Here is a 23,261-nt window from a genome sequence, read left to right as displayed (position 1 = left end):
GAGGCAGGAATGGAAGTTCTTTCCGGAATGGGCATCTTTCTGATGCTTCTCGTCATGTTTCTCGGCATGGGTGTCTGGGTCTTTGCCGGGCTGTTCATGGTGGCCATCGGGGCAATGGTGCTGGTCACCGACATGCCGATCACGCAGGTCGGCACCATCCTGCGCACAGTGACCTGGCGCAGCGCCAGCGCATGGGAGCTGTCGGCGATTCCACTGTTCATCTGGATGGGGGAAATCATCTTTCGCACCGATATTTCCGACCGGCTGTTTCGCGGCCTGTCGCCCATGGTGCAATGGCTGCCGGGGCGGTTGCTGCATACCAATGTGCTGGGCTGCACCCTGTTTGCGGCCATCAGCGGGTCGACCTCGGCCACCACCGCCACGGTGGGTCGCATCACCACCGATGCGCTGGCGGAACGCAAATACGACAACTCGCTGGCGGTCGGGTCGCTGGCCGGGGCCGGCAGCCTGGGGCTGCTGATCCCGCCATCCATCGTCATGATCATCTATGGGGTGCTGGCCGAAGTCTCGATCGCCAAGCTGTTCATCGCCGGGATCCTGCCGGGGCTGCTGATCGCATTCGTGTATTCCGTCTACATCATGATCCGTTGCGTGGCGAACCCGGCGCTTGCCCCGAAATCCGAGGGGCGCGTGAACTGGCGCGACGTGCTGCAAGGGCTTTCGGACCTGATGCCGATCTTCATCCTGATCGGGCTGGTCCTGGGCAGCATCTACAGCGGCATTGCCACCCCGTCCGAGGCGGCGGCGGTCGGCGTCGCGGCCACGATCCTGCTGGTGGCGGCGATGGGCAAGCTGCGGCTGCAAGTGCTGATAGACGCGGGGTTCAGGGCGGTGTCCACCTCGGCTATGGTCTGCACCATCCTGGTGGCGGCGGCGGTGCTGTCCAGCGCGATCGGCTATGCCCATATTCCGCAGGAACTGGTCAAGCTGATCGAATCGCTGCATCTTTCGCCCTATGTGCTGCTGATGATGCTGGCGGTGTTTTATCTGGTGCTGGGGTGTTTCCTTGACGGGATCTCCATCATCGTGATGACGCTGCCGATCACGCTGCCGCTGATCGTGCAGGCCGGGTTCGATCCGATCTGGTATGGGGTGTTTCTGGTCCTGATGTGCGAACTGGCGACGATGACTCCGCCGGTCGGCTTCAACCTGTTCATCCTGCAATCCCTGACCGGACAGCCGATTTCCCGGGTGGCAATGGCCGCGTTTCCGTTCTTTTTGCTGATGGTGCTGGTCGTGATCCTGATCAGCGTCTTTCCGCAGATCGTCCTGTTCATGACGGCATTCGTCTGAGCGATGATGCGCGATCGCATTGCACCGCAGGGACGGCCGGATTTCCGGCTGGACCATGTCATGATCCGCGTGCAGGATCTTGATCGGGCAATCGGGTTCTATTCCGGATTGCTGGGAATGAATATCCTGCGCCGGGCGGAATATCCGGGCGGGCGTTTCACCAACGTCTTTCTGGGGTTCGGGGATAATGATGACCGGACCGCGCTGGAACTGACATGGAACTGGGACCGCGACACGCCCTATCCCGCGGGCGAATGTTTCGGGCATCTGGCCCTTATTGTGCCCGACGTGGTTGCGGCAATGGACTGGCTGGAACGCCAGGGCGTGACCATCCGGACCCCGGCCCGCAGGATGGCGCATGGCACCCGGATGATCGGCTTTGTTCTCGACCCCGAGGGAATCCCCATCGAAATCATAGAGCCGCTGGATCAGGCATGAGCAGAAATGAAACGGGCGCCTCGGGCGCCCGTTTCTTATTCGCGATATGGCCGCAAGCCGCCGCCGCGCTGTGAATTTAATTCATTGTTGTTTGAGAACCCCTTGGTTCCTTGCGGGCAGGCGCCCCGGTATCACTGGATCAGTCGCAGCACACACCCGGTGCGCCCACCAACAGGAGACGCAGATGAACAAGCCCGTCCTGAGATCGCCCATCGCCATCAGTGACTTTGCCAGCAGCACACTTGAGGTCGAGCAGGTCGTCGCCCTGCCCGCAGCGGTCTTTTCGACCGACGAATTCTTCGATTTCGAAATGAATGCCGTATTCGGGCATGAATGGTTTTGCGTCGGCCGTGCGAATGACATTCCCAACCCCGGCGATTACTACACCATTCGCATCGGCAAGGATCCGCTGATCGTGATTCGGAACCGGGACGGCGAAGTTCGGGTCATGGCCAATGTATGCCAGCACCGGGGCATGATCGTCGCCGAAGGACAAGGCAACCTGCGCCGCCTGCGCTGCCCACTGCACGCCTGGACCTATGATCTGAATGGCCAGCTCATCGCGGCACCCGGAATTTCCGACAATCCCAATTCCAAGGTCGATCTTTCGGAAATCTGCCTGCCCAAGATGCGCACCGAGGTCTGGGAAGGTTTCATCTTCATGACCTTTGACGAAAGCCTTGCGCCCGTGTCCGAACGGCTGGGCAAGCTGAGCGAACAGCTTCGCAACTACAACATGGCGTCGCTGCGCGCCCCCGAGCCGCTGCAACTGGAAACCTTTGACTGGAACTGGAAGATCTTCAACGACGAATGCTACCACTGCATGTTCCTGCATTCGTCGTCGTGGGGCGACATGTATGAGCTGAACCGGGGCACCACCCTGGACGAGGCTGTCGAGTTCAACGACGTGGAACGGGGCATCACCTCTTACAACCTGTGCAGCCCGCACAAGGACGCCGCCCCCACCCATACCAAGTCGGTGCTGCAACCGGTCATCGAAACCCTGACCGACAAGGAACGCACCCAGCTGTCCTATATCACCGTGGCGCCGAACCTGCTGATCGTGGCGATGCCCGACAAGGTCAAGTATTTCCTGTGGCTGCCGGTCGAGGCGCAGAAATCCATGTATGGGGTGGGCTGGATGTATCCGGAAAGCTCGCTGGCACGCGACGATTTCCGCGCCAACTACGACCGCGAGGTCGGGGATCTGGCGCCTGTCATGGAAGAAGACCTGTATGCCTGGCGAAGCTGCCAGATCGGCTACAACTCGAACTTTGCCGCGCGCGGACCGCTTGCCGCCGAGGAAGAGGTCATCAAGCGCCTGCAAACCTGGCTGGTGAATAAATACCGGGCCGAGGATCAGCGCGCCGCCGACAAGTCCCGCGCGATCGCGGCCGAGTGATGGAACAGCCGCGCGACATAGTCGTCAAGGTTGCGCACCGCGATACCCTGGCCAGGGGTATCGTGGGGCTGACGCTGGCGGCGGTGGATGGCATGGGCCTGCCCGACTGGACGCCGGGCGCCCATATCGACCTCAAGCTGCCGGTCAGCGACGCCGACGGGATGCCGCTGATCCGCCAGTATTCGCTTTGCGGCGATCCGGGCGGGCGTGACGGCTACCGCGTGGGGATCCTGCACGAGGCGGCAGGCCGGGGTGGCTCGGCCTTTGTCCACGAGACCCTGAAAGAGGGCGACCTGCTGACCATTTCGGCGCCGCGCAACCATTTTCCGTTCGAGCCGGGACAAAAGACGCTGTTCATCACCGGCGGCATCGGCATCACGCCGATCCTGCCCATGGTGCGGCAGGCCGCAGCCCAGGGGCGCGACTGGCATCTGGTGGCGGCAACGCGCAGCCGCGACCACCTTGCCTTTGCCGACGAGCTGGCGGCGCTGGATCCGGCACGGGTGCGCTTTCACTTTGATGACCAGGCGGGGCTGCTGGATCTGGCGGGGCTGCTGGATCCGCTGGACGGGCAGACCACGGTCTATTCCTGCGGCCCCGGGGGGCTGCTGGATGCGTTGCAGGCCCGAAACGAGGGCGCGGCATGGAGGCTGCGCATCGAGCGCTTCGCCGCCGCGGCGCCGGCCGACCTGAGCGGGGACGGGTTCGACGTGATCTGCGCCTCAAACGGGCAGCGGCTGCATGTGCCCGCCGGCAAATCCATCCTCGAAGTGCTGCGCGCGGCCGGAATCAAGGTGGAAAGCTCGTGCAAGGACGGCATCTGCGGCACCTGCGAAACCCGGGTGCTGCGCGGTATCCCCGACCACCGCGACAGCGTGCTGACCGAGGCCGAACGCGCCGACGGCGAATACATGATGATCTGCGTCTCGCGCTGCAAGGGCCGCGAGCTGGAACTGGATATCTGAAAGGAAGCGCAATGGAACGCAAGCGCGTCGTCGTCACCGGCGGCTCGGGCCGGGTGGGCCGGCATGTGATCGAATGTCTCGCCGCCGCACATGACGTGGTGAATGCCGATCTTGCCCCTCTGGGCTTCGACCAGCCGGCCGAATTCGTTCGGACCGATGTGATGGACATCGATGCCGTGCGCGCGGCGCTCAAGGGCGCGGATGTCGCCGTCCATCTTGCCGGGCTGGATTACGACTGGGGATGCCCGCCCGAGCAATACATCGACGTGAACACCCGCGGCAGCTGGCATGTGCTGCAAGCCGCCGAGGAACAGGGCGTCGGAAAAACGGTGCTCTGCTCGTCCATCTCGATCTGCGGCTTGCAGGAAATGCGCCCGGACTGGCAGCCGCAATCGCTGCCGATCGACGAGACGCACGAAAACCGCCCGGTCTATCCCTACGGGGTCAGCAAGCAGATCGCCGAGGTGATGGGCGAAAGCTTTGCCCGCAAGGGAAAGATGGAGGTGATCTGCCTGCGTCCGCTGGCCGTCATCCTGCCCGAAACCCTGGGCGCCTATCTGGACTTTGTCGATGCGCCCGGGCGGCACTGGCTGTTCTATTACGTGACCGCCGAGGATCTGGCCCGCGCCTTCAGGGCCGCAGTCGAGGTTCAGGGGATCACATTCGACAGTTTCTACATCGGCGCCGATGACAGCTCGCACCCCGTGCCGACGCTGGAATGGTTCCGCACCAGCATGGGCGATCTGCCCCGGGCGGTCGACCAGGACCATTACCGGCGCAACCCGCTTGCCTCGGTTTTCGGAAACGCCCGCGCAAGGGCAAAACTGGGCTGGGCGCCGACGTCCGATTTCAACGCGATGCGTGCTGCACACGCCGGCAAGATCATGGAAAGGGAAAACGCATGACCATGGATTATGTTCGCAAGGGCAAGGTGGACTGGACCGGGGACAACCCCCCCCTGTATCTCAAGACCGATCCGGACGGCGACTGGTCCACCCTGGCGGTGTTCTTTCGCATCAACGGCTCGGATTACGGGCGCGGCAACATGATCCTTGTGTTGCAGAACCCCTATGACGAGCAGCCGGGCGATGCGGTGCGTCTGTGCGTGACCGACAACGCGCCGCTTGCGCGCTATCTCGTCGATGATTTCGTCCGCTGTTTCGGCCTGTTCCGGCCGGCACAAACGGCCATCGACGCGCTTGAGATCGTGGACGGGGCAACGTTCCGCACCGAGGCGGATTATCCCCGCCATGTGACCGAGGTGGCCGAATTCGGCGGACGAAAGGTCGAGCTGCGCTGGAACGACGTGGGCGAGATGTTCGCCGTGGCCCAGCCCCCTGCGGACAGCCAGACCGGCAAGCACGAAATGTTCAGCGTGTTCCAGCCCGCCGGCTCGGCCTCGGTCACGGTGGACGGGAAAACCCTGCCCGGCCAGACCGTCGAGCGCGACTTTTTCGACCGCCGCGCGCAGTCTGCTGCGCTGGCTCACAGCGAAAGCTGGATTCGCGCCTGACGCGACCGGGAAAGGATAACTTCGTGACCGACCAAGCCGACCGTGCCGCCTTTTTGCGCGTGGACGCCACCCGTCCGCAGCTTTCCGCAATCCGCCACCTGCGTGAATTGCCCGGACTCAATGGGCGCGTCCTGCTGCATGCGGGACCGCCCTTTGCGGACCTCGGCGATATTCCGGTGCCGGTGATGAATTCGCTGTGCATCGCCTGCGTCCGCGAGGGCTGGGCGACGGATCCGGCGGCGGCGCGCGCCCTGATCGCATCGGGCGCGATAGGTCTGGCGCCCGCGCAGGATCACCGGGTGCTGGTGCCGCTGGCAGGGGCGGTCGGCCCCTCGTCCGCGCTGCTTGAGGTCAGCGACGCGGCCAACCCCACGGCGCGCTGCTACAGCCCGCTGAACGAAGGCATGACGCTCTGCACGCGGCTGGGCATCCTGCATCCCGACCTGCCGGCACATCTGCGCTGGCTTGACACCGCGGTGGCCGGGTGGGTTGCCTCGCGGCTTTCCCGGCCGCTGCCGCTGCAAGAGCTGCTGCGCGACGCGCTGGCGGCGGGCGACGACTGCCATTCGCGCACCATGCACGGCTCGGCTGCGATCGTCGCAGCGCTGGGGTCGCGACCCGGCGATCCCGACCCGGACGGGCGGATCGCGGCGTTTCTGGACGCCTCGCCGGCTTTTGCGCTGAATGTCTGGATGGCGATGTGCGGGCTGATGGCGGCGGCGGCCGAAGGGGTGGCGGGCAGCGGTATCGTCACCCGCGCCGGCGGCAACGGGCACAGCTTTGGCTATCAGGTCGCGGCACGGCCGGGGGAATGGATCGTCGCGCCCGCCGCCGCGATCAACGGCCGGATCGAGGCCGCGCATACGGGCCGGCGGGCCGCCCCGGCCCTTGGCGACAGCGCGCTGGTGGATTTCATGGGGCTGGGCGGGCAGGCGCTGGACGCCGCACCCGCGGTCCGCGCCGCGATGGAGGGGCTGCTGCCGCGGGATGCCGCAGACCGCCCCGCCGCCGTATTGCACGGCCATGTCGAGGTGTTTGGGCGGCCGGGGGTGACCAGCGCGCACAAGGCCGCGGCGGCCGGGGTGGGACCGATGGTCCTGCTGGGCATGATCGACGCCGCGGGCGAAGCAGGTCGGATCGGCGGCGGCTGCGCCGCGATCGACGGCCAGACGATGGCCTTGGCCCAGGAGGCGGCATGAACCCGGCATCGGAATCCCTGACCGACACCCTCGCGCAGATCAAGGCGGGCCAAGCGGACGCCCATGGCTTTCTGGACCGCTGCTACGACCGTATCGAGGCCCGCGAATCCCGGCTCGGCGCCTGGCAGCACCTGCGCCCGCGTGCGGAATGCCACGACTGGCTGCGTGCCAATGCCGGGTGGCTGTCCGGCACCCCGCTTAAAGGGCTGCCGGTCGCGGTCAAGGACATCATCGACACCGCCGACATGCCCACGACGCTGGGATCGCACCTGCATGCGGGGCGTCGTCCGGCCGACGACGCCGCCTGCGTCGCGGCCCTGCGGGCGGCGGGGGCGCTGATTCTGGGCAAGACGGTCACGACCGAATTCGCCTATTTCACCCCGGGCAAGACCGCCAACCCCCGCGACCTGCGCCGCACGCCGGGCGGGTCGTCCAGCGGCTCGGCGGCGGCGGTGGCGGACGGGATGGTGCCGGTGGCGCTGGGTTCGCAGACCGCCGCCTCGGTGATCCGCCCTGCCGCATATTGCGGGGCCGTCGGATATGTGGCGACCCGCGGAATGATGTCGCTGCGCGGGATCCAGCCCCTTGCGCAATCGCTGGATTCCCTGGGGATGATCGCCGCAAGCTGCGCGGATGTGCGTTTGGTGGCCGGGCTTCTGGCCGGACCGGACGCCGTGCAGAGCGAACCTCTCGCGTCGCTGGCAGACTCGCGCTTTCTGCTGGTAAGCGGGCGCACCGTCGGCGACGTCTCGAACGAGATGGAGGCCGCCGCAGGTCATGTGGCGGACAGGCTGGCAAGCGCGGGCGCCGTCGTCGAACAGCTTGACTGCGGGGACCGGCTCATGCGGCTGGTCGAGCTGCACAAGACGATCATGGCCTACGAGGCGGCGCGCAACATGGCGGCCGAGGCAGGCCACCCCGACGAGATCGGTCCCGCCTTTGCCGAACTTGTCGCCAGCGGCAGGGCCATCGCTTTTCGCGATTACCTGGCCGCAAGATCCGAGGTCGCCGGCCATGCCGCCTGGCTTGCGGCCCGGATGGACGGATACGCGGGGCTGATCGCCCCCGCAGCGCCCGGCAGCGCGCCGATGGGACTGGCGGCCACCGGCTCTCCGCATATGAGCCGGCCATGGCAGATGCTGGGGCTGCCGGCAGTGACATGGCCCGCACAAGCGGACGCCGACGGCCTGCCCCTGGGCGTGCAGCTGATCGGCGCGCGCTGGAGCGATGCGACGGTTCTTGAATTTGCGGGCAGGCTGGCGCTATTGGAATAGGCCGATCCCCACAGACAGCATTCCACCAGCTGAAAGCCACTGGATGCCTTGATGACCCATATTCCGCATCTGAACGCATTACGCACTTTTCTGGTGGCTGCGCGGCACCTGAACTTCACCAGCACGGCGACCGAGTTGCAGGTGTCGCCCTCGGCCGTCAGCCACCAGATCAAGACGCTGGAAGAATACCTGGAAACAAAGCTGTTCACCCGGCAGGCACGCCGCATGTTCCTGACCAAAGAGGGTGACTATCTTTTTCAGAATCTCGACACTCCGTTCCGGCAGATTTCGGATGCGGTCGAGCAGATGAAATCCCTGCGCAGCAGCAAGAGCGTCAGCATCCTGTGCCGTCCGTTCTTTTCCAGCCACTGGCTGACCCCAAGGCTGCGCTATCTGTGGACCTCGTATCCCAATATCGACCTGAACCTGATCCACCGTTCCAGCTTTACGCTAGCCGATGTGGACAAGGTCGATCTGGCCATCCTGTGGGGGAAAGGCGACTGGCCCGACATGGAAAGCCGCTGCCTTGTGCGCGGCAACATGACCCCGATCATGAGCCGCGCAATGGCCAGAACCCACGGCATACCCAGGACTCCGGCGGATCTTCAGAAATTCAACCTGCTGCACGAAGAAAGCAAACTCAACTGGATGAACTGGCTGAAGCTTGCCGGCGTCCCGCAGGTCACCGGCGCCGGCTCGATGCTGGTGGACGACACCAACGTGCGCTATCAGCACATGCTGAACGGCCAGGGCATCATGCTCAGCAGCCCAAGACTGCTGGCCGAGCTGCTGGCCTGCGGCGAGCTTATCCGCCCCTTCCGCCTCGAACTCGAAGGCTATTCATATTATCTGGCCTGGCCCAAAAGCAGGCCCATGCGCGTCCGCGCCGCCAAGGTGGCCAGCTGGCTCGTGAATGAAACGGAATGCGACACGCTTGAGGATACCCGCCCGGAAGCCCGCGCCTGAGTCGCACGCGGAAAACAGGCGGGCTTGCGTGAACGGGCCTTGAATGGCTCTGCCACAAGCGCGCCCTGCCCCGGCCCGCGAGGTGGACGGTGGAATTTCCCTGCGGGCTGGGCGCGGCCCGCCCGACTCGGCCGGTCCAGGGCGCCGCCGTCGCCCGGCCCGGCCCCACGCCAGCCGCGGCCCATGGTGCGGACAAACCCGCCCACTGCCCGTCAACGCATTGAAACATCGGATAAAAAATGGTGCCGGTTGAGGGATTTGAACCCCCGACCCCCTGATTACAAATCAAGGACTTAAGGCATTAACAACGACAGATTGACCAGAACATTCCAAGAATCCTCAACGGATTGTGGACTCTTTTGTGTACGCAAGCAAGAGCCGGGCCATGGTCCGCTTGTCCATGATGCTTGCCCCGACACTGCGCGCCATGGTTGCCGGACTGGCATCGACCATCTTGCCCGACCATGGATCATAACATCTCCGGTTCAGGTTCCGAGACAACTCCGCAGCATTGGCATAGATGCGGGCGATCTCACGAAGGTCATCCGGGTCGGTATGCGCCAGTGGTTCCCGGATCGCCTCGGCAATGGCTGTTCGTCTTCCTCGCTTGGTCATTCTAAATTCCCTTCAAATATACTTTATGCATTATCGAATTATTGTTGGAATTCGCGGTGTAATTGCTATAGGTAAAGTGCGTTTGAGATTGAGTGGTCATTCTGGAAGGGGTGCCTAATAAAGGCATAAATCAATTATATCTCCGCAAGGATACTCAGTCAGGTCCGGGAAGCAGCATAGAGGAAAGCTCTGGGCGGGGCTGGCTGCCCGCTACGGATCTTGACGCGAGTGGGCGGGCTGTGGTGCCTGGTGTCGATGCTCTTCCACTTGTCGGCCTTCGAGGCTGCGATGCTTGCGGCCTTGAGCTTGAGGGGCAGCAGCACGCCCCTTGACTCTTTTCTTGGCGTTCCCGTCAGTTTATCGCCAAATCCGCCGCTGCGCCCCGCTATCTTGGCGTCAAGGTCAAATGATCCGATGGCATCGCGGGCGGATCGGCACCGCGCAGTTCAAACTGGCGCTGATTGCGGGCATCGGTTCCCGAAACCTCTCGAAGATCGAAGGCGAAAGCCGTCGCTCGCATCTCGATACGTACTTCAGGCTGTGCCGCATTCTCGGCATCGATACCTTCTCCGAGGTGCGTCCATGAGAATGGATGTCTGGATGGAAGGGCCGGACGCGCCCGTGGGTCTGCTTGCCCGCTCCGAGGACAAGATCCTGTCGTTCGCCTATGCCGACGATATCGGTCCCGAGCATCGTATCTCGGTGTCAGACTGTCCGGGGTGGCGGCGCCGGAGGACGAAAGCCGACGGCTGAAGCGCATGTTCGCCGATCTCGGCATACAGGTCGATCTGCTCAAGAAAGCGCCTGGAAAAAAGCGGCACGACCAGCAGTTCGAATCACCCTTGACCACCTGAAATCTGCCCTTCGACGAGTCGACCGGTTTCATGGACATCATCAAAAATCGCATGGTGCGCGCTTGAAATCCTGTGGAGAGTTGCGATCACGACCGGGAAAATCGGCAAGATCGTTCAGTAAATCAATGACATGGCTCCTTGCTCAGCCTGAGCCACGCTTGCGTAAAAAATGCGATCGCAGATCGCAGAAAAGTGTTGCGAGACGAAATTGCGTCGCCTAACCTGCCCCCGACTCGGCCCAAAGCGGTTGCGTTTGCTAGCCCCCAAACGGCACCAAATAGACAAAGGGAAGCCTCAGATGCGGTTTGCGACTGACACCGGCGGCACCTTCACCGATCTCGTTATCGAGCGGGAAGGGCAGCTTCACCTCTTCAAATCCCCGACTGTTCCAAGCAACCCGGTGGAGGGCGTCCTTGGCGCATTTTCCGTTGCCGCAGAGGCGTTTGGCATGGACAGAGAGGTGCTTCTGAGCAAGGGAACCCAGTTCATTCACGGCACGACACATGCGATCAACGCCATCGTGACGGGACGGGTTGCCCGAACCGCGCTGCTGGTCAGCGAAGGACATCCGGACATCCTGCTTTTGCGTGAGGGTGGGCGTGAAAAGCCGTTCGACCATACGGTCCGCTATCAGCGCGCTTTCATCCCGCGGGCACGCACGTTTGAGGTGCCCGGTCGGTTTGCTGCGCAAGGCAACGAACTGCGGCCGCTGGACGAGTCGGCGGTAATTCGGATCGTCGAGCAACTGCGCGAGGATAAGGTCGAGTCGGTGGCGGTGAGCCTGCTGTGGTCGATCATTGATCCTGGCCATGAGTTACGAGTGGAGCAGATCCTGAACGAACGCCTGCCGGGGGTTCCGGTAACCTTGTCGCACAGGCTGAACCCGTCGCTGCGCGAATATCGCCGCACCATCTCCACCGCGATTGACGCTTCGCTGAAACCCTTGATGGACCGTTATATCGGCGGGCTTGAGACGGCGATGCAGGACGCCGGCTTTTCGGGGCAAGTTCTCGTCCTGACCTCGCAAGGGACGATGGTGAACGCCGACGAAATTCGGCGCGCCCCGATCCTGGCGCTGAATTCCGGTCCCTCGATGGCTCCGATTGCCGGGAATTACGTTGCTGCAGCAGATACAACCGAGGCGGATACCATTGTGTTCGACACCGGCGGAACCACCTTTGACGTATCGCTGGTTCGGGCGGGGCATGTGCCCTTTACCCATGAAAGCTGGCTTGGCCGCCCGTATCAGAGCGACTTGACCGGATTTCCATCGGTTGACGTGAAGAGCGTCGGCGCAGGGGGCGGTAGTATTGCCTGGGTGGATGAGGGCGGCGTCTTGCATGTGGGACCGCAAAGTGCCGGTTCGGTGCCGGGGCCGGTGTGCTATGGCGCGGGGGGCACGGAACCCACCGTTTCGGATGCGGCGCTTGTTCTGGGCTATATTGATCCGGATTACTTCCTGGGTGGCCGGATCCGTCTGGATCTGCCTGCTTCTCGACGAGCGATTGCTGAAAAGGTGGCAGGCCCGCTCGGGCTTTCGCCCGAGGCGGCTGCACTGGCAATTCTTGATGTCTGGACCGAAAACATGGTTCAGGCGATTGCAGATATCACGGTGAATCAGGGGATCGACCCGACGGCCGCCAGCATCATCGGCGGCGGGGGCGCGGCAGGGCTGAACGCGGTGGCAATTGCCGCCCGTCTCGGCTGCCCGACGCTGCTTATTCCCGAAGTCGGGGCCGGCCTGTCAGCTGCCGGGGCGGTCGTATCGGAAGTGGGGCGTGGTTTTCGCAGGTTGTTTGTCACCAACAGTGACGACTTCGATACCGCAGGCGTTCGCGCCAAGCTGGACGAACTACGCAGCGAGGCCCAGGCATTTTCCGCGCAGATTGGCGCGCCGGCCGATGCCACCCACATCGATTACTTCGTCGAGGCGCGCTACGCGCACCAAGTCTGGGAAATCGACGTGGCGATCAAAGCCGACGAACTTGAGGGCGAGAATGCCGCCCGCGCGCTCTGTGGGGCCTTTCACGACGCCCATGAACGGATCTTCGCCTTCCGGGACGAAAATTCGATGGTCGAGGCTATCGCCTGGCGCGCACAGATCCGCTGCAAAGTGGCCGATACGACCGATCTGCGCATCGCCAGCGAGGCGGCAGGAGAAGCAGCCGACCGGCACCGGCAAGCCTATTTCGCCGGTATCGGACATGCCGAGGTTCCTGTCCTCGCCTTTGAGCGGTTGCCGGTTGATGTCGTCCAGACCGGCCCAGCGATCGTCGAAAGCCGTTTCACCGCAATAGTGGTGCCTCCGGCAGTCACGTTCCGCCGATCCATGTCGGGCAACCTGATCGTTCAGCCCGGCGCTGCAACCGCCAACAATTCCATCAAGTCGTGATCGGAGCCGAACCAATGGAAAATAATGTTCTCAACGGCGCTGAGCTGGCAATCCTGATCAATCGCTTCGAAGGCATTGCACGGAAGATGACCAACACGCTCTACCGAACAGGTCGGTCGGGCGTTTTGAACAGGGCGCGTGATTTTTCCTGCTGCATCGTGACCGCTGACTGCCAGCTCTTGGCTACCGCAGACAGCCTGCCGATCCACGTTCTGGTCGGGCCGGACATGATGGCGCAGTCAATGAAGGACTTTCATCCCGACTTGCGGCGCGGAGACGCCTTCCTCCACAATTCGCCTTATCACGGCAGCTCACATGCTGCGGACCATGTGCTGCTCATTCCAGTGATTGACGATTCCGGCAAGCACCGCTTTACCGTGCTGACCAAGGCACACCAGGCCGATTGTGGTAACGCCGAGCCGACTACCTACATGGGCACCGCACCCGACGTCTACGCCGAGGGGGCGCTGATCTTTCCGGCAGTGCGGGTGCAAGAGAACTATCGCACCATCGACGACATGGTGCGCATGTGCGAAATGCGTATCCGCGTGCCCGAGCAGTGGAAGGGTGACTTCCTGGCCATGATCGGCTCGGCCCGCATCGGAGAGCAGGAGATCCTGCGTCTTGGATCCGAGGTCGGCTGGGACAAGCTCGAGGCGTTCTGCGGCCAGTGGTTCGATTACAGCGAACAGCGCATGGCGGCACGGCTTGCGACATTGCCCGAGGGCGTTGCCACGGCGTCAAGCACCCATGATCCGATTCCGGGAACTCCGCCTGAAGGCATCCGCATCAACGCTACGGTAACATCGCGTCCCGATGAGGGCAGGGTCACTATCGACCTGAGGGACAATATCGACGCCCTGCCGTGCGGCCTCAACCTCAGTGAAGCCTGCGCCCGATCAGCCTGCCTCATCGCGCTCTTCAACAGCATCGGGGGGGATATTCCGCGCAACGCCGGCAGTTTTAGAAGAGTGGAAATCCTGCTTAAAAAGAACTCGGTAGCGGGGATTCCGGTGCATCCGACCAGTTGTTCCGTTTCGACGACCAACGTCGCGGATCGCGTCACCCATGCTGTTGCACTCTCGATTGCGCAATTTGGCGAAGGCTTCGGAACAGCCGAGTTCGGAGCGTTTATTCCCCCATCGTCGGCGGTGGTTTCGGGTCTGGACCCGCGCACCGGCGACCCCTTCGTCAATCAGATTTTCCTCGGCTGCACCACCGGCGCGGGCACACCGTACGAGGATGCGTGGCTGACCTATCTGCATGTTGGCAACGGGGGCATGTGCTTCATCGACAGCGTCGAGTTGGACGAGCTCTATCAGCCGATTCTGGTGCAGGAACGTCGTATCCTGCCCGACACCGAAGGAGCCGGGCGCCATATCGGTGCGCCGAGCCTGCTCGTCGAATTCAGCCCGGTCGGCTGCGACATCGACGTGGCCTATTGCAGTGACGGTCGACTGAACCCTCCTCGTGGCGTGCATGGCGGTGGCGTGGGTGGCGGATCGAACCAGTTCCGTCGCAAGAAGGACGGCGCCACCGAGGCGCTGCCCGCGGCGGCCACAGTCCGCATCCACGAAGGAGAGGCGATCATTTCCATCTGCTGCGGCGGCGGCGGATATGGCTCGCCCCTGGCGCGGGATCCGCATCGCGTTCTCAAGGACGTGCAAGATGGCTGGGTAAGCGAACAGCGTGCCCGCGAGGTCTATGGCGTGACGCTTGATCGCAGTGGCGGGCTGGATATGGACGCCACGCAATCCGCCAGAGAGCGCGCTGGCGCATAGCCAGATAAGTGAGTGGAAACCGCTCAGAAATCAAAGAAAACAATAGAAAAATCAAGACAACAGGAGAAGTCATAATGATGCGTAAGGTTCGTATGCCGCACCGCACACCACAAATGGCCTTGCTGGCTGCTTCGGTGGCGATTGCTTCCACCACCCAAGTCAAGGCCGAAGATATCATCGTCGGTGCGGCGACCTCTTTCAGTGGTTGGATGGCGGCCTTTGACACCAATTCGACGCGGGCGGCCCGGTTGGCTGTGGACGAAATCAACGCAAAGGGTGGATTGCTGGGCCACAAGTTGAAGCTTGTCCACATCGACACCAAGACCGACCAGGCCGAAACCGCACGCGCCGCCCAGGAGCTGGTGGGGCAAGGTGCCAAAATGATCATGGTTGCCTGTGATTTCGATATGGGTGCCCCGGCGGCGCTTGTGGCGCAACAGGCTGGCGTGATTGCGATTTCCAGCTGCGGGGGGGATGATAAGCTAGGCGACCTGACAATCGGGAACAATGTCTTCACCATGGCAACCGAAGCCGACGGCACCGGCCGCATGTTGGCAGACTGGGCTTTCAAGAAGCAGGGTTGGAAGGCCGCCTATGTATTGCTGGATACGTTCATTCAATATGACAAGTCGCTTTGCGCGGGTTTTGTCGAACGCTGGACAGAACTTGCGGGCGCCGACTCGATTGTGCTTCAGGATGAGTTCAAGAATGCCGACGTAACTGTATCGTCGCAGATCTCGCGCTATAAGGCGTTGGATAAGCCGGCCGACATGATGATGTTGTGCAGTGTTCCGCCGGGTCTCGCCAGCACGATCCGCCAGTTCCGTTCGGCCGGAATCGACATTCCGATTCTTGCTGGCACGGGGGGCGATTCGAGTTCCTGGCATTCGGCCGTTCCGGGCCTTTCAAACTATTTCCACCTGAGCAACGCGGCCGATGCCGGCGTCGAGGATCCGAGGGCACGCAACCGGGCGTTCTATGAACAATACGAGACAATCTATGGTGAATTGCCGGCGTCGGGGCAGGGCATTACTGGCTATTCCGTGATTGAGGCGTGGTCGCGGGCTGTCGAAAAGGCCGGTAGCTTTGAAACGGACGAGGTTCGTGCGGCACTTGAAAGTTTCTCGGGCGAAGACCTGCTGGTTGGCCCCACTACTTTCACCCCCGAAAAACACAGTAATGATGAACGCCCAATGTTGTTCATGTCCACGACCGACGGAAAGACCACGGCTCTTGGCTATTATGACATGGCCACGGGCGACTATATGCCGGTCGAGTAAGCAGAAAAGGTTGGCGGACGGGCAATGCTCCCGTCCGGCATTCCAGCAGGGAGTTAGACATGTCAGCACGCCTAACCACGCAAAGCGTGACGGTCCGTTTCCATGGGCTGACGGCACTGGAGGACGTCAGCATTTCCCTCGACCAGGGAGAAATCCTGGGACTTCTCGGCCCCAATGGGGCCGGAAAGACCACGCTGGTCAATGTGCTGTCCGGGTTCACACGACCCTCCGGCGGGACCGTAAAAGTCAACGAAATCGACCTGACCCGTGCGCGGCCGGATGTATTGGCGCGTCGCGGTATCGTGCGCACTTTCCAGTCCGTACGACTTTTCCAGCGAATGACTGTACGCGAGAATGTCCAGGTGCCGGTATTTGCGCATCATGCGGGCAGCGTCGAGGGTGAGCAGGCCGCGCAGCGCGCATTGGAATTCGTGGGGCTTGCAGAAGAGTCCGATAGAATTGCAGGTTCCTTGCCCTACACGCAGGAGCGATTGGTCGGCATCGCCCGGGCCCTCGCGCTTGAGCCGAAGTTTCTTATGCTTGATGAGCCGGCGGCCGGGATGAATGATGTCGAGGGCGCGCAGCTCGTCGAACTCATCGCACGCATCCCCGCCCAATACGGCTGCGGAGTTCTTTTGATCGAGCACAATATGCCCGTGGTAATGGCGGTTTGCGAACGGCTGCATGTTTTGCGCGGCGGGCGGACGCTTGCTTCTGGGCCGCGCGAGGAAATTCGCCGCAACCCGGACGTAATTGAATCCTATCTGGGGGGCCACTGAGATGTTACTCGAGGTCAAGAACCTGCGCGTGGACTATCACAAGGTGCCCGCGGTCCGTGGTCTGAACATCGAAATCGCGCAAGGCGAAGTCGTATGCATGGTCGGCCCCAACGGTGCCGGAAAGTCGACCACCGCCATGACGATCGCCGGGGTGAAGCGGCTGACTTCCGGCCAGATCCTGCTGGATGGCGTCGACATTTCCCGGACGACGCCCGAGGCCGTTGCCGCGATGGGCGTCAGCCTCGTTCCCGAGGGGCGCCGTATTTTCGGCCGCATGTCGGTGCGCGAGAACCTGCTGATCGGTGCCCCCCTGGCCAGGAAACGGGGACAGCAAGCCCAGTCGCTCGACCGTATGTATGAGTTGTTTCCGATCCTTGAGCAACGCCGGGATCAGCCCGCTGGCCAGATGTCGGGCGGCGAGCAGCAACAGCTTGCCATTGCGCGGGCGATGATGACGGGCCCCAGGTTGCTTATTGTTGACGAGCCGTCCCTTGGTCTCGCACCGCAATTTGTCGACCTGGTCTTCAGCACCTTTGTCCGGCTTCGGCAAGAGGGCGTAACGATCCTGGTGGTTGAACAAAGCAGCCGGCGTGCGCTGGCGCTTGCGGACCGGTTGTATCTTGTGCGCTCCGGCGGTGTCGTGATGGAGGGACCGGTCGATGAACTTACGTCGAATGCCGGGTTCGAAGCTGCTTATTTCGGAGAGGTCGGAACGCGATGAATTGGGTTCAGCTACTGGTGGATGCTCTGAGCCTTGGCGGCGCCTATGCGCTTGTTGCTCTGGGCATCGGCCTCGTCTTCGGGGTCATGCGGATGATCAATTTCGCCCATGGCGACCTGATCACGATTGGCGCCTACGCACTGGTCGTTCCCTCTGCGGCAGAAGTCGCTGAACCGTATCTCGGCGCGTTCAGTGTCTGGCTGATGGTGCCTATGACCATCGGATTTGTCGTCCTGATGATGCTTGCGACCGAACGCTTTGCGTTCCGGCCCTTGCGCGAACGTCACGCCGATGGTGCGAGTCTGCTGATCTCGTCCTTCGCAATCAGTTTTCTTATCCAGAATGTAATCCTTTTCATTCACACCGGGCGGCCTAAGTCGGTTAACATCCTGGATGGGCTGAGGGGGTATGTCTCTGTAGGAGACGTGCGCCTGCCGCTTATCGACATCGTGACAGTAGCGGTGACGGCGGTTCTTTTCATTCTGCTGGTTGTATTCCTTGGCTTTACTCGCCCGGGGCGTGAGATCCGATCGGCCTCTGAAGATTTCGTAATGGCTCGGCTTCTGGGGGTGAAGGCCAACCGAGTCATTGCCTATGCCTTCGCGGTCTCTGGTGTGCTCGCCGGTGCAGTCTCGCTTCTCTATGTCGCCAAGACCGGTGTTCTTGATTACCGCATGGGCGTTCCCCTGGCGATTGCAGGGTTTGTCGGGACGGTGCTGGGCGGAATAGGCAGTCTCTGGGGCGCTATGATGGGCGGGCTGACGCTTGGGTTCGCCTCGGCATTCCTTCAGGCTCTGCTGCCTCCGGAATTGCGGGCCTCGCGCGATGCCTTCCTCTACGGGCTCGTGGTGCTGGTCCTGCTGGTGCGTCCGCAGGGTATCTTCTCCTCTTCGAAAAGGCTGGAACGGATATGACAGATTCCGTGGATCCTCGTCGCTCTTCGCCGGCAGCAGCAGCCTCATTGCTCTGGATCGGACGGGTGGCGCGCCCGTCGGCAGCGCTGATCGTTCCGCTATTGGTGCTTTGCATCATCATTGCATTGACAGGGGCGCCGCGCCTCGAAAGCATCATGACCGAGGCGCTGATCTATGTGGTGCTGGTGGCGGGTCTTTCGATTTTCATCGGAAACTCGGGTATCGTATCTTTCGGACATGTCACATTCGCGCTGATCGGTGCCTACGCCTCGGCATGGCAGACCTGCTGCGGCCCGATGCGGCTGATCTTTATGCCGGAGCTCCCTGTCTGGATGGCCACTGCGCAGGTGCCGCTGGGGTTGGCTGCCTTGCTGGCGGCGACCTTGGCGGGATTTGTCGCGCTGATCCTTGGAGTGGCGCTGATGCGCTTGTCAGGGACCGCCGCCTCGATCGCGCTGCTGTCTGTCCTATTTGTGTTCAAGACCGCCTATGAGAACTGGGATGGCTGGACCGCCGGTCAAAGCGCCATCGTCGGCTTGCCAACCTATGTCACGCTTTGGGTCGCGCTTGGCGCAGCGGCCGTCGCGATCCTGATCGCGACGCTTTACAGGGTGTCCTCGTACGGCCTGCGTCTGCGTGCCGTGCGCGAAGACGAGGCCGCTGCACGTGCGTCAGGTGTGAACGCTTGGACGCAAAAGCTTGTTGCCTTTACGATCAGCGGCTTTGTGGCTGGCCTTGGCGGCGTTCTCTACGGGCATTTCCTGGGCACAATTTCCGTCAGTATGTTCTGGCTCGATATGACCTTCCTGACCTTGGCGATGCTGGTTGTAGGCGGACTAAGATCGTTGACTGGCGCGGTGGTCGGTGCGCTGTTCGTGGCGGCGCTGCGAGAATGTATCCAAGTGTTCGAGCGGGGCATTTCGGTGGGCGACAATCTTTTGCAAGCACCTGAGGGAACCCGGGAAATCGTTCTGGCCATTGTGCTGCTTTCGATTCTGATTTTCCGGCCACAAGGACTCGTGGGGGAACTAGAGGTGGGTGAAAGAAGATGACCAGACAACCGACTGCCCCATCGGCCGCAACGCTGTCGAAAATCGAGGACTATTCGGTCCAGGATCAAGTCTATCGCCAACTGCGCGATGTATTGATGCGAGGGGGTTTTGCGCCAGGCGAAAAAGTCACGTCCCGTAAGCTGGCCGCAAAGCTCGGCACATCAGACATGCCTGTGCGCGCCGCCTTAGGACGACTGTTGGCCGAAGGCGCGCTGGTGAAGAATTTGAACGGGACCTTCTCGGTGCCGCTCATCAGCTTGCGCAAGTTTCAAGAGGTCATGAAAGCGCGCGCATTGCTTGAGCGGGCGGCGGCATCCGAAGCCTGCGGCTTGATCGATGCCGCTGGCTTCGACGAGCTCTACGATGAGGCCGCAGGTCTTGACCGGGCTATTTCGGAAAATGCAATCGAGGACTATCTGGACCATAACCAAAGACTGAAGTTTGCGATCTATCGTTATTGCCCGTCCCAGACGCTGCAATCGCTGATCCGTCTGATGTGGCTCCAGGCCGGTCCTTTCCTGCGACACCTGAACAAGGGTCTGGACCGCATGATCGAAGCGAACTTCCACGACGAGGCTATCGCGGCACTCGAGCGGGGCGACGGAGAGGCCGCGGGTGAAGCTATCGCTCGAGACATCCTTTCGGGCATGGCGTTCCTGTCGACGCATGGCGAGTTCGCAGAGGAAGAGACCCTGCCTGCGGCATCCGGCCTTGAGATTGATTGAGGAGAAGAGGCGTGACGCAGATGAAGGTCGCTGTTCTTGGTTGCGGATTGATCGGGGTCAGCTGGACCGCGCTCTTTCTCGTGCACGGCCATGACGTGGCCGTCTGGGATCCGTCCCCGACGGCGCGCGACGGGGTTGCAGACCGGATCGCTCTCCCAATGGCGCAACTGGTCGAATTGGGCTTGGGGAAAGGCCGCAGTCGCGGCAGGCTGATATCCTGTGCCGAACCCGAAGAGGCGGCACAGGGCGTGGACCTCGTGCAAGAGAATGCCCCCGAGAACGTGCCGCTGAAGCGGGCGCTTTATACCCGTGTCGATGCCGCGGCGCCGGTCGATGCGATCATTGCCTCAAGCACGTCGTCGTTGGTTTGGAGCGATCTCGCCGTGGGGATGACGCATCCGCAGCGTTTCGTCACCGCTCATCCTTTCAATCCACCGCACTTGATGCCGCTGGTCGAGATCTTCGGCCGCGATCCCGCAACGGTGTCCCGTGCCGAGGCATTCTATCAAGATCTCGGCCGCCGAACGGTCCGACTGCGGCGGGATGCGGTGGGCCACATCGCCAACCGCCTTTCATCGGCGCTGTGGCGAGAAGCGGTCAACATCGTGGCCGACGGGATCGCCGATGTCGCCGAGGTCGACGCCGCGCTGGTGCATGGGCCCGGCCTGCGCTGGTCCGTGGTCGGGGCGCATATGGCCTATCATCTGGGCGGGGGACCGGGCGGAATGGCCCATTATCTCAGCCATCTCGGCCCCAGCCAGGAACGCCGCTGGTCGACGCTCGGCAAGCCGGTCCTGACCCCTGAGGTCTGCGATCTGCTGATCGCCGGCGTCGAGGCCGAGGCGGCAGGCCGCAGTGTGGCAGAGCTCGAGGCGGAACGCGATGCGGGGCTTATCGCGACCATCAAGGCGAGGGACATTTCTTGACCGTTTCCGCCACGTTCCCGGGGCCGCGCATCGCGCTGATCCACGCTCTTGAGGAATCCGTCGCTCCTGTTCGCGCCGCCTTTCGCGAGGCATGGCCTGAAGCTTTCGCATTCGACCTGCTGGATACTTCGCTGGCGATCGACCGCGCCCATGCTGGCGAGCTGGACGTGGCGATGAGGCTGCGCTTTGCGACCTTGGCCGATTATGCGGCCGGCGCCGAGGGGCTTGCCGGGCGAACAAGCGGTATCCTTTTTACCTGCTCTGCTTTCGGACCGGCAATTGACACTGTGAAAACGCGGGTGACCATCCCGGTCATGCGGCCGAATGAAGCGGCCTTTGAACAGGCGCTTGCGATCGGCGGCGAGATTGGCCTGATCGTGTCTTTCGAACCTTCGGCGGCATCGCTTCGGGCCGAATTGGAGCAGATGGCCCACGCCCAGAACCGGAAAACGCGCGTCCACACTGTGCTGGCCGATGGCGCGCTTCAGGCGCTCAAGGCAGGCGACGGCGCTCGCCATGACGCGCTGGTGGCCGAGGCGGCGCGCCGTTTGGGCGATGTCCAGGTTGTCATTCTGGCCCAATTCTCGATGGCGCGCGCGGCTGACATGGTGCGCCACGTTATCTCCGCCCCGGTTCTAACCACTCCCGATTGCGCGGTGCATGCCCTCCGCGCCCTGCTGACTCCTTGTCCTGCCGTGTGAGCCGACTGGCTACGCGCAACCTGAAAGCTAAATACGATGACACATCCCCGGAATCTCTCTCTCGCCGAGATGGACCGCCAGAGCGTGTTCCACCCGGTCAGTTCGATCGACGATGTCATGCGCAATGGTCCGTCTGTTTACACTAGTGCCGCTGGTGTGATGTTGCGCAACGCTGCGGGTCGGGACCTGATCGACATGGGGGCCGGGCTTTGGTGCGTAAACGCTGGCTATGGACGTGCCGAGCTGGCCGATGCTTCGGCAAAGGCCATGCGGGAACTGAGCTACCAGCATCTGTTCGGCGGCGCGTCCTGCGAGGCCACAATCCTCTTGGCCGACCGTTTGCTTGGCCTGTTTCGGGAACGGGCCGGGGCGCCGCAGATGGCGCGCGTATTCTTCGGCACCTCGGGGTCGGATGCGAATGATACAGCTTTCAAGCTGGTGCGATACTACAATAATTTACGGGGTCTTCCGAAGAAGAAAAAGGTGATTTCGCGGATCGGAGCCTATCATGGCCTGACCTACGCCGCCACTAGCCTTACCGGTATTGAAGCTTACCACAAGGCCTTCGACCTGCCGATCGCGGATGTGGTGCACACCTCATGCCCGCATCATTACACCTTTTCCCTACCCGGCGAAAGCGAACAGGCATTCTCGGATCGTATGGTGGCCGACCTTGAAACGCTGATCGCCCGCGAGGGCGCAGAGACCATCGCCGCCTTCATTGCCGAACCGGTTATGGGCACCGGCGGCGTTTTCTTGCCGCCCGCAGATTATTTTGCGCGCGTGCAGCAGGTGCTGGACGCAAATGACATTCTGTTTATTGCCGATGAGATAATTACCGGCTTTGGCCGCACTGGCCAATGGTTCGGCACGGGCACATATAATCTACGACCTGATATCGTGTCGCTCGCCAAGGGGCTGACGAGCGCCTATTTCCCGATGTCTGCGAATATGGTATCTGACCGGATCTGGTCCGTATTGGAAAACGCATCACCCGAGGTTGGGGCATTCATGCATGGCTTCACCTATTCCGGCCATCCGGTGGGAAGTGCGGTGGCGCTTGCGAACATCGACCTGATCGAACGTGAAGGCATGGTCGAAAATGCCGCAGCCCTTGCACCGAGGTTCGTCACGGCACTCCGTGATCGGCTGGGCGACAATCCCTTCATCGGTGATATTCGCTCGGTTGGCCTGATGGCGGGGGTAGAGTTCGTGGCTGACCGCGCGAAACGCACAGCTTTTCCCGCCGGCACCGGACCCCATCGAATTGTCGCCCGCCACGCGATCGAGGCCGGAGTCCTCACACGTGCTTTGCCATTTATACCGGTTAATTCCTTCTCGCCGCCACTGTCGATCACTGCTGGAGAAATCGACGAGGCCATGGACCGCTATGCAGCCGCCGTCACTTCCGCAATGCCGGAACTCATCGCTCTATTGAAATCTTGAATCG

At 62.2% G+C, this 23,261-nt stretch carries 23 protein-coding genes; 22 read left to right on the top strand and 1 reads right to left on the bottom strand.

Translation table 11 applies throughout. The features are described 5' to 3' along the window. Positions 1-9 precede the first annotated feature (9 nt). The 9 genes from BLW83_RS07815 (at position 10) to BLW83_RS07775 (ending at position 9,071) form a co-directional block, all read left to right on the top strand. On the top strand, positions 10-1,314 hold the full coding sequence (locus BLW83_RS07815) for a TRAP transporter large permease (RefSeq protein ID WP_090847218.1): 1,305 nt from the start codon (positions 10-12) through the stop codon (positions 1,312-1,314). A 6-nt stretch (positions 1,315-1,320) separates the two neighbouring features. Continuing rightward, positions 1,321-1,752 (top strand): VOC family protein, encoded by a 432-nt coding sequence (locus BLW83_RS07810; protein WP_090847603.1) that lies wholly within the window; start codon positions 1,321-1,323, stop codon positions 1,750-1,752. A 184-nt stretch (positions 1,753-1,936) separates the two neighbouring features. Continuing rightward, positions 1,937-3,154 carry an aromatic ring-hydroxylating oxygenase subunit alpha gene (locus BLW83_RS07805; protein ID WP_090847216.1) on the top strand — a complete coding sequence of 406 codons (1,218 nt, stop codon included), beginning with the start codon at positions 1,937-1,939 and terminating at the stop codon, positions 3,152-3,154. Further along, positions 3,154-4,119: a PDR/VanB family oxidoreductase gene (locus BLW83_RS07800; RefSeq protein ID WP_090847214.1), complete on the top strand. Its 966-nt coding sequence runs from the start codon at positions 3,154-3,156 to the stop codon at positions 4,117-4,119. Before BLW83_RS07805 ends, BLW83_RS07800 begins: the two co-directional genes overlap by 1 nt. 11 nt (positions 4,120-4,130) lie before the next feature. Continuing rightward, positions 4,131-5,024 carry an NAD-dependent epimerase/dehydratase family protein gene (locus BLW83_RS07795; RefSeq protein ID WP_090847212.1) on the top strand — a complete coding sequence of 298 codons (894 nt, stop codon included), beginning with the start codon at positions 4,131-4,133 and terminating at the stop codon, positions 5,022-5,024. Continuing rightward, positions 5,021-5,632, top strand: a complete 612-nt coding sequence (locus BLW83_RS07790; protein ID WP_218139095.1) for a hypothetical protein — start codon at positions 5,021-5,023, stop codon at positions 5,630-5,632. Before BLW83_RS07795 ends, BLW83_RS07790 begins: the two co-directional genes overlap by 4 nt. A 23-nt stretch (positions 5,633-5,655) precedes the next feature. Next, entirely contained in the window at positions 5,656-6,831 is a 1,176-nt protein-coding gene (locus BLW83_RS07785) for an oxamate carbamoyltransferase subunit AllG family protein (RefSeq protein ID WP_090847208.1), read from the top strand. Then, positions 6,828-8,105 (top strand): amidase, encoded by a 1,278-nt coding sequence (locus BLW83_RS07780; protein ID WP_177172516.1) that lies wholly within the window; start codon positions 6,828-6,830, stop codon positions 8,103-8,105. Before BLW83_RS07785 ends, BLW83_RS07780 begins: the two co-directional genes overlap by 4 nt. Positions 8,106-8,156: 51 nt before the next feature. Continuing rightward, positions 8,157-9,071, top strand: coding sequence for a LysR substrate-binding domain-containing protein (locus BLW83_RS07775; RefSeq protein ID WP_090847204.1), 915 nt, complete (start codon positions 8,157-8,159; stop codon positions 9,069-9,071). 339 nt (positions 9,072-9,410) lie between these two features. Here BLW83_RS07775 and BLW83_RS15440 read toward each other — a convergent pair whose 3' ends face one another. Further along, positions 9,411-9,686, bottom strand: a complete 276-nt coding sequence (locus BLW83_RS15440) for a hypothetical protein (protein ID WP_143042782.1) — start codon at positions 9,684-9,686, stop codon at positions 9,411-9,413. Positions 9,687-10,092: 406 nt separating this feature from the next. Between BLW83_RS15440 and BLW83_RS07770 the strand changes: the two genes are divergently transcribed. The 13 genes from BLW83_RS07770 to BLW83_RS07715 all read left to right on the top strand — a co-directional run bounded on the left by BLW83_RS07770 (position 10,093) and on the right by BLW83_RS07715 (position 23,257). After that, complete coding sequence (locus BLW83_RS07770; protein ID WP_090847202.1) at positions 10,093-10,272, top strand: helix-turn-helix domain-containing protein; 180 nt, start codon at positions 10,093-10,095, stop codon at positions 10,270-10,272. Then, positions 10,269-10,439: a hypothetical protein gene (locus BLW83_RS16075; protein WP_177172488.1), complete on the top strand. Its 171-nt coding sequence runs from the start codon at positions 10,269-10,271 to the stop codon at positions 10,437-10,439. The genes BLW83_RS07770 and BLW83_RS16075 overlap by 4 nt, the downstream gene beginning before the upstream one ends. Before the next feature lie 399 nt (positions 10,440-10,838). After that, positions 10,839-12,932, top strand: coding sequence for a hydantoinase/oxoprolinase family protein (locus tag BLW83_RS07765; RefSeq protein ID WP_090847199.1), 2,094 nt, complete (start codon positions 10,839-10,841; stop codon positions 12,930-12,932). Between the two features lie 14 nt (positions 12,933-12,946). After that, positions 12,947-14,713 (top strand): hydantoinase B/oxoprolinase family protein, encoded by a 1,767-nt coding sequence (locus tag BLW83_RS07760; RefSeq protein ID WP_090847197.1) that lies wholly within the window; start codon positions 12,947-12,949, stop codon positions 14,711-14,713. A gap of 8 nt (positions 14,714-14,721) precedes the next feature. Beyond that, complete coding sequence (locus BLW83_RS07755; protein WP_143042780.1) at positions 14,722-15,993, top strand: ABC transporter substrate-binding protein; 1,272 nt, start codon at positions 14,722-14,724, stop codon at positions 15,991-15,993. Positions 15,994-16,052: 59 nt separating this feature from the next. Further along, positions 16,053-16,772: an ABC transporter ATP-binding protein gene (locus tag BLW83_RS07750; protein WP_090847193.1), complete on the top strand. Its 720-nt coding sequence runs from the start codon at positions 16,053-16,055 to the stop codon at positions 16,770-16,772. Position 16,773: 1 nt separating this feature from the next. After that, complete coding sequence (locus tag BLW83_RS07745; protein WP_090847192.1) at positions 16,774-17,493, top strand: ABC transporter ATP-binding protein; 720 nt, start codon at positions 16,774-16,776, stop codon at positions 17,491-17,493. After that, entirely contained in the window at positions 17,490-18,407 is a 918-nt protein-coding gene (locus BLW83_RS07740; protein ID WP_090847190.1) for a branched-chain amino acid ABC transporter permease, read from the top strand. The genes BLW83_RS07745 and BLW83_RS07740 overlap by 4 nt, the downstream gene beginning before the upstream one ends. Continuing rightward, positions 18,404-19,459, top strand: coding sequence for a branched-chain amino acid ABC transporter permease (locus BLW83_RS07735; protein ID WP_090847188.1), 1,056 nt, complete (start codon positions 18,404-18,406; stop codon positions 19,457-19,459). Before BLW83_RS07740 ends, BLW83_RS07735 begins: the two co-directional genes overlap by 4 nt. Further along, positions 19,456-20,184 carry a GntR family transcriptional regulator gene (locus BLW83_RS07730; RefSeq protein ID WP_090847186.1) on the top strand — a complete coding sequence of 243 codons (729 nt, stop codon included), beginning with the start codon at positions 19,456-19,458 and terminating at the stop codon, positions 20,182-20,184. Before BLW83_RS07735 ends, BLW83_RS07730 begins: the two co-directional genes overlap by 4 nt. A gap of 20 nt (positions 20,185-20,204) precedes the next feature. Beyond that, the gene (locus BLW83_RS07725; protein WP_090847184.1) at positions 20,205-21,110 is read left to right on the top strand and encodes a 3-hydroxyacyl-CoA dehydrogenase NAD-binding domain-containing protein; all 906 of its coding nucleotides are present in this window, start codon (positions 20,205-20,207) and stop codon (positions 21,108-21,110) included. Then, positions 21,107-21,811 carry an aspartate/glutamate racemase family protein gene (locus BLW83_RS07720; RefSeq protein ID WP_090847182.1) on the top strand — a complete coding sequence of 235 codons (705 nt, stop codon included), beginning with the start codon at positions 21,107-21,109 and terminating at the stop codon, positions 21,809-21,811. The genes BLW83_RS07725 and BLW83_RS07720 overlap by 4 nt, the downstream gene beginning before the upstream one ends. 69 nt (positions 21,812-21,880) lie before the next feature. Next, positions 21,881-23,257 carry an aminotransferase class III-fold pyridoxal phosphate-dependent enzyme gene (locus BLW83_RS07715; protein WP_090847601.1) on the top strand — a complete coding sequence of 459 codons (1,377 nt, stop codon included), beginning with the start codon at positions 21,881-21,883 and terminating at the stop codon, positions 23,255-23,257. The last annotated feature ends 4 nt before the right edge of the window (positions 23,258-23,261 follow it).

The organism is Paracoccus alkenifer, from assembly GCF_900108405.1.
Classification (GTDB): Bacteria; Pseudomonadota; Alphaproteobacteria; order Rhodobacterales; family Rhodobacteraceae; genus Paracoccus; species Paracoccus alkenifer.
Note: the sequence above shows the minus strand (reverse complement) of the source record. Positions and strands in the feature narration are given on the sequence as shown.

What these genes read in the sequence shown, in the direction of transcription:
- BLW83_RS07815 (WP_090847218.1), top strand. Translation starts at nt 10, where the DNA reads ATGGAAGTTCTTTCCGGAATGGGCATCTTTCTGATGCTTCTCGTCATG.
- BLW83_RS07810 (WP_090847603.1), top strand. Translation starts at nt 1,321, where the DNA reads ATGCGCGATCGCATTGCACCGCAGGGACGGCCGGATTTCCGGCTGGAC.
- BLW83_RS07805 (WP_090847216.1), top strand. Translation starts at nt 1,937, where the DNA reads ATGAACAAGCCCGTCCTGAGATCGCCCATCGCCATCAGTGACTTTGCC.
- BLW83_RS07800 (WP_090847214.1), top strand. Translation starts at nt 3,154, where the DNA reads ATGGAACAGCCGCGCGACATAGTCGTCAAGGTTGCGCACCGCGATACC.
- BLW83_RS07795 (WP_090847212.1), top strand. Translation starts at nt 4,131, where the DNA reads ATGGAACGCAAGCGCGTCGTCGTCACCGGCGGCTCGGGCCGGGTGGGC.
- BLW83_RS07790 (WP_218139095.1), top strand. Translation starts at nt 5,021, where the DNA reads ATGACCATGGATTATGTTCGCAAGGGCAAGGTGGACTGGACCGGGGAC.
- BLW83_RS07780 (WP_177172516.1), top strand. Translation starts at nt 6,828, where the DNA reads ATGAACCCGGCATCGGAATCCCTGACCGACACCCTCGCGCAGATCAAG.
- BLW83_RS07775 (WP_090847204.1), top strand. Translation starts at nt 8,157, where the DNA reads ATGACCCATATTCCGCATCTGAACGCATTACGCACTTTTCTGGTGGCT.
- BLW83_RS15440 (WP_143042782.1), bottom strand. Translation starts at nt 9,686, where the DNA reads ATGACCAAGCGAGGAAGACGAACAGCCATTGCCGAGGCGATCCGGGAA.
- BLW83_RS07770 (WP_090847202.1), top strand. Translation starts at nt 10,093, where the DNA reads ATGATCCGATGGCATCGCGGGCGGATCGGCACCGCGCAGTTCAAACTG.
- BLW83_RS16075 (WP_177172488.1), top strand. Translation starts at nt 10,269, where the DNA reads ATGAGAATGGATGTCTGGATGGAAGGGCCGGACGCGCCCGTGGGTCTG.
- BLW83_RS07765 (WP_090847199.1), top strand. Translation starts at nt 10,839, where the DNA reads ATGCGGTTTGCGACTGACACCGGCGGCACCTTCACCGATCTCGTTATC.
- BLW83_RS07760 (WP_090847197.1), top strand. Translation starts at nt 12,947, where the DNA reads ATGGAAAATAATGTTCTCAACGGCGCTGAGCTGGCAATCCTGATCAAT.
- BLW83_RS07750 (WP_090847193.1), top strand. Translation starts at nt 16,053, where the DNA reads ATGTCAGCACGCCTAACCACGCAAAGCGTGACGGTCCGTTTCCATGGG.
- BLW83_RS07745 (WP_090847192.1), top strand. Translation starts at nt 16,774, where the DNA reads ATGTTACTCGAGGTCAAGAACCTGCGCGTGGACTATCACAAGGTGCCC.
- BLW83_RS07740 (WP_090847190.1), top strand. Translation starts at nt 17,490, where the DNA reads ATGAATTGGGTTCAGCTACTGGTGGATGCTCTGAGCCTTGGCGGCGCC.
- BLW83_RS07735 (WP_090847188.1), top strand. Translation starts at nt 18,404, where the DNA reads ATGACAGATTCCGTGGATCCTCGTCGCTCTTCGCCGGCAGCAGCAGCC.
- BLW83_RS07730 (WP_090847186.1), top strand. Translation starts at nt 19,456, where the DNA reads ATGACCAGACAACCGACTGCCCCATCGGCCGCAACGCTGTCGAAAATC.
- BLW83_RS07725 (WP_090847184.1), top strand. Translation starts at nt 20,205, where the DNA reads ATGAAGGTCGCTGTTCTTGGTTGCGGATTGATCGGGGTCAGCTGGACC.
- BLW83_RS07715 (WP_090847601.1), top strand. Translation starts at nt 21,881, where the DNA reads ATGGACCGCCAGAGCGTGTTCCACCCGGTCAGTTCGATCGACGATGTC.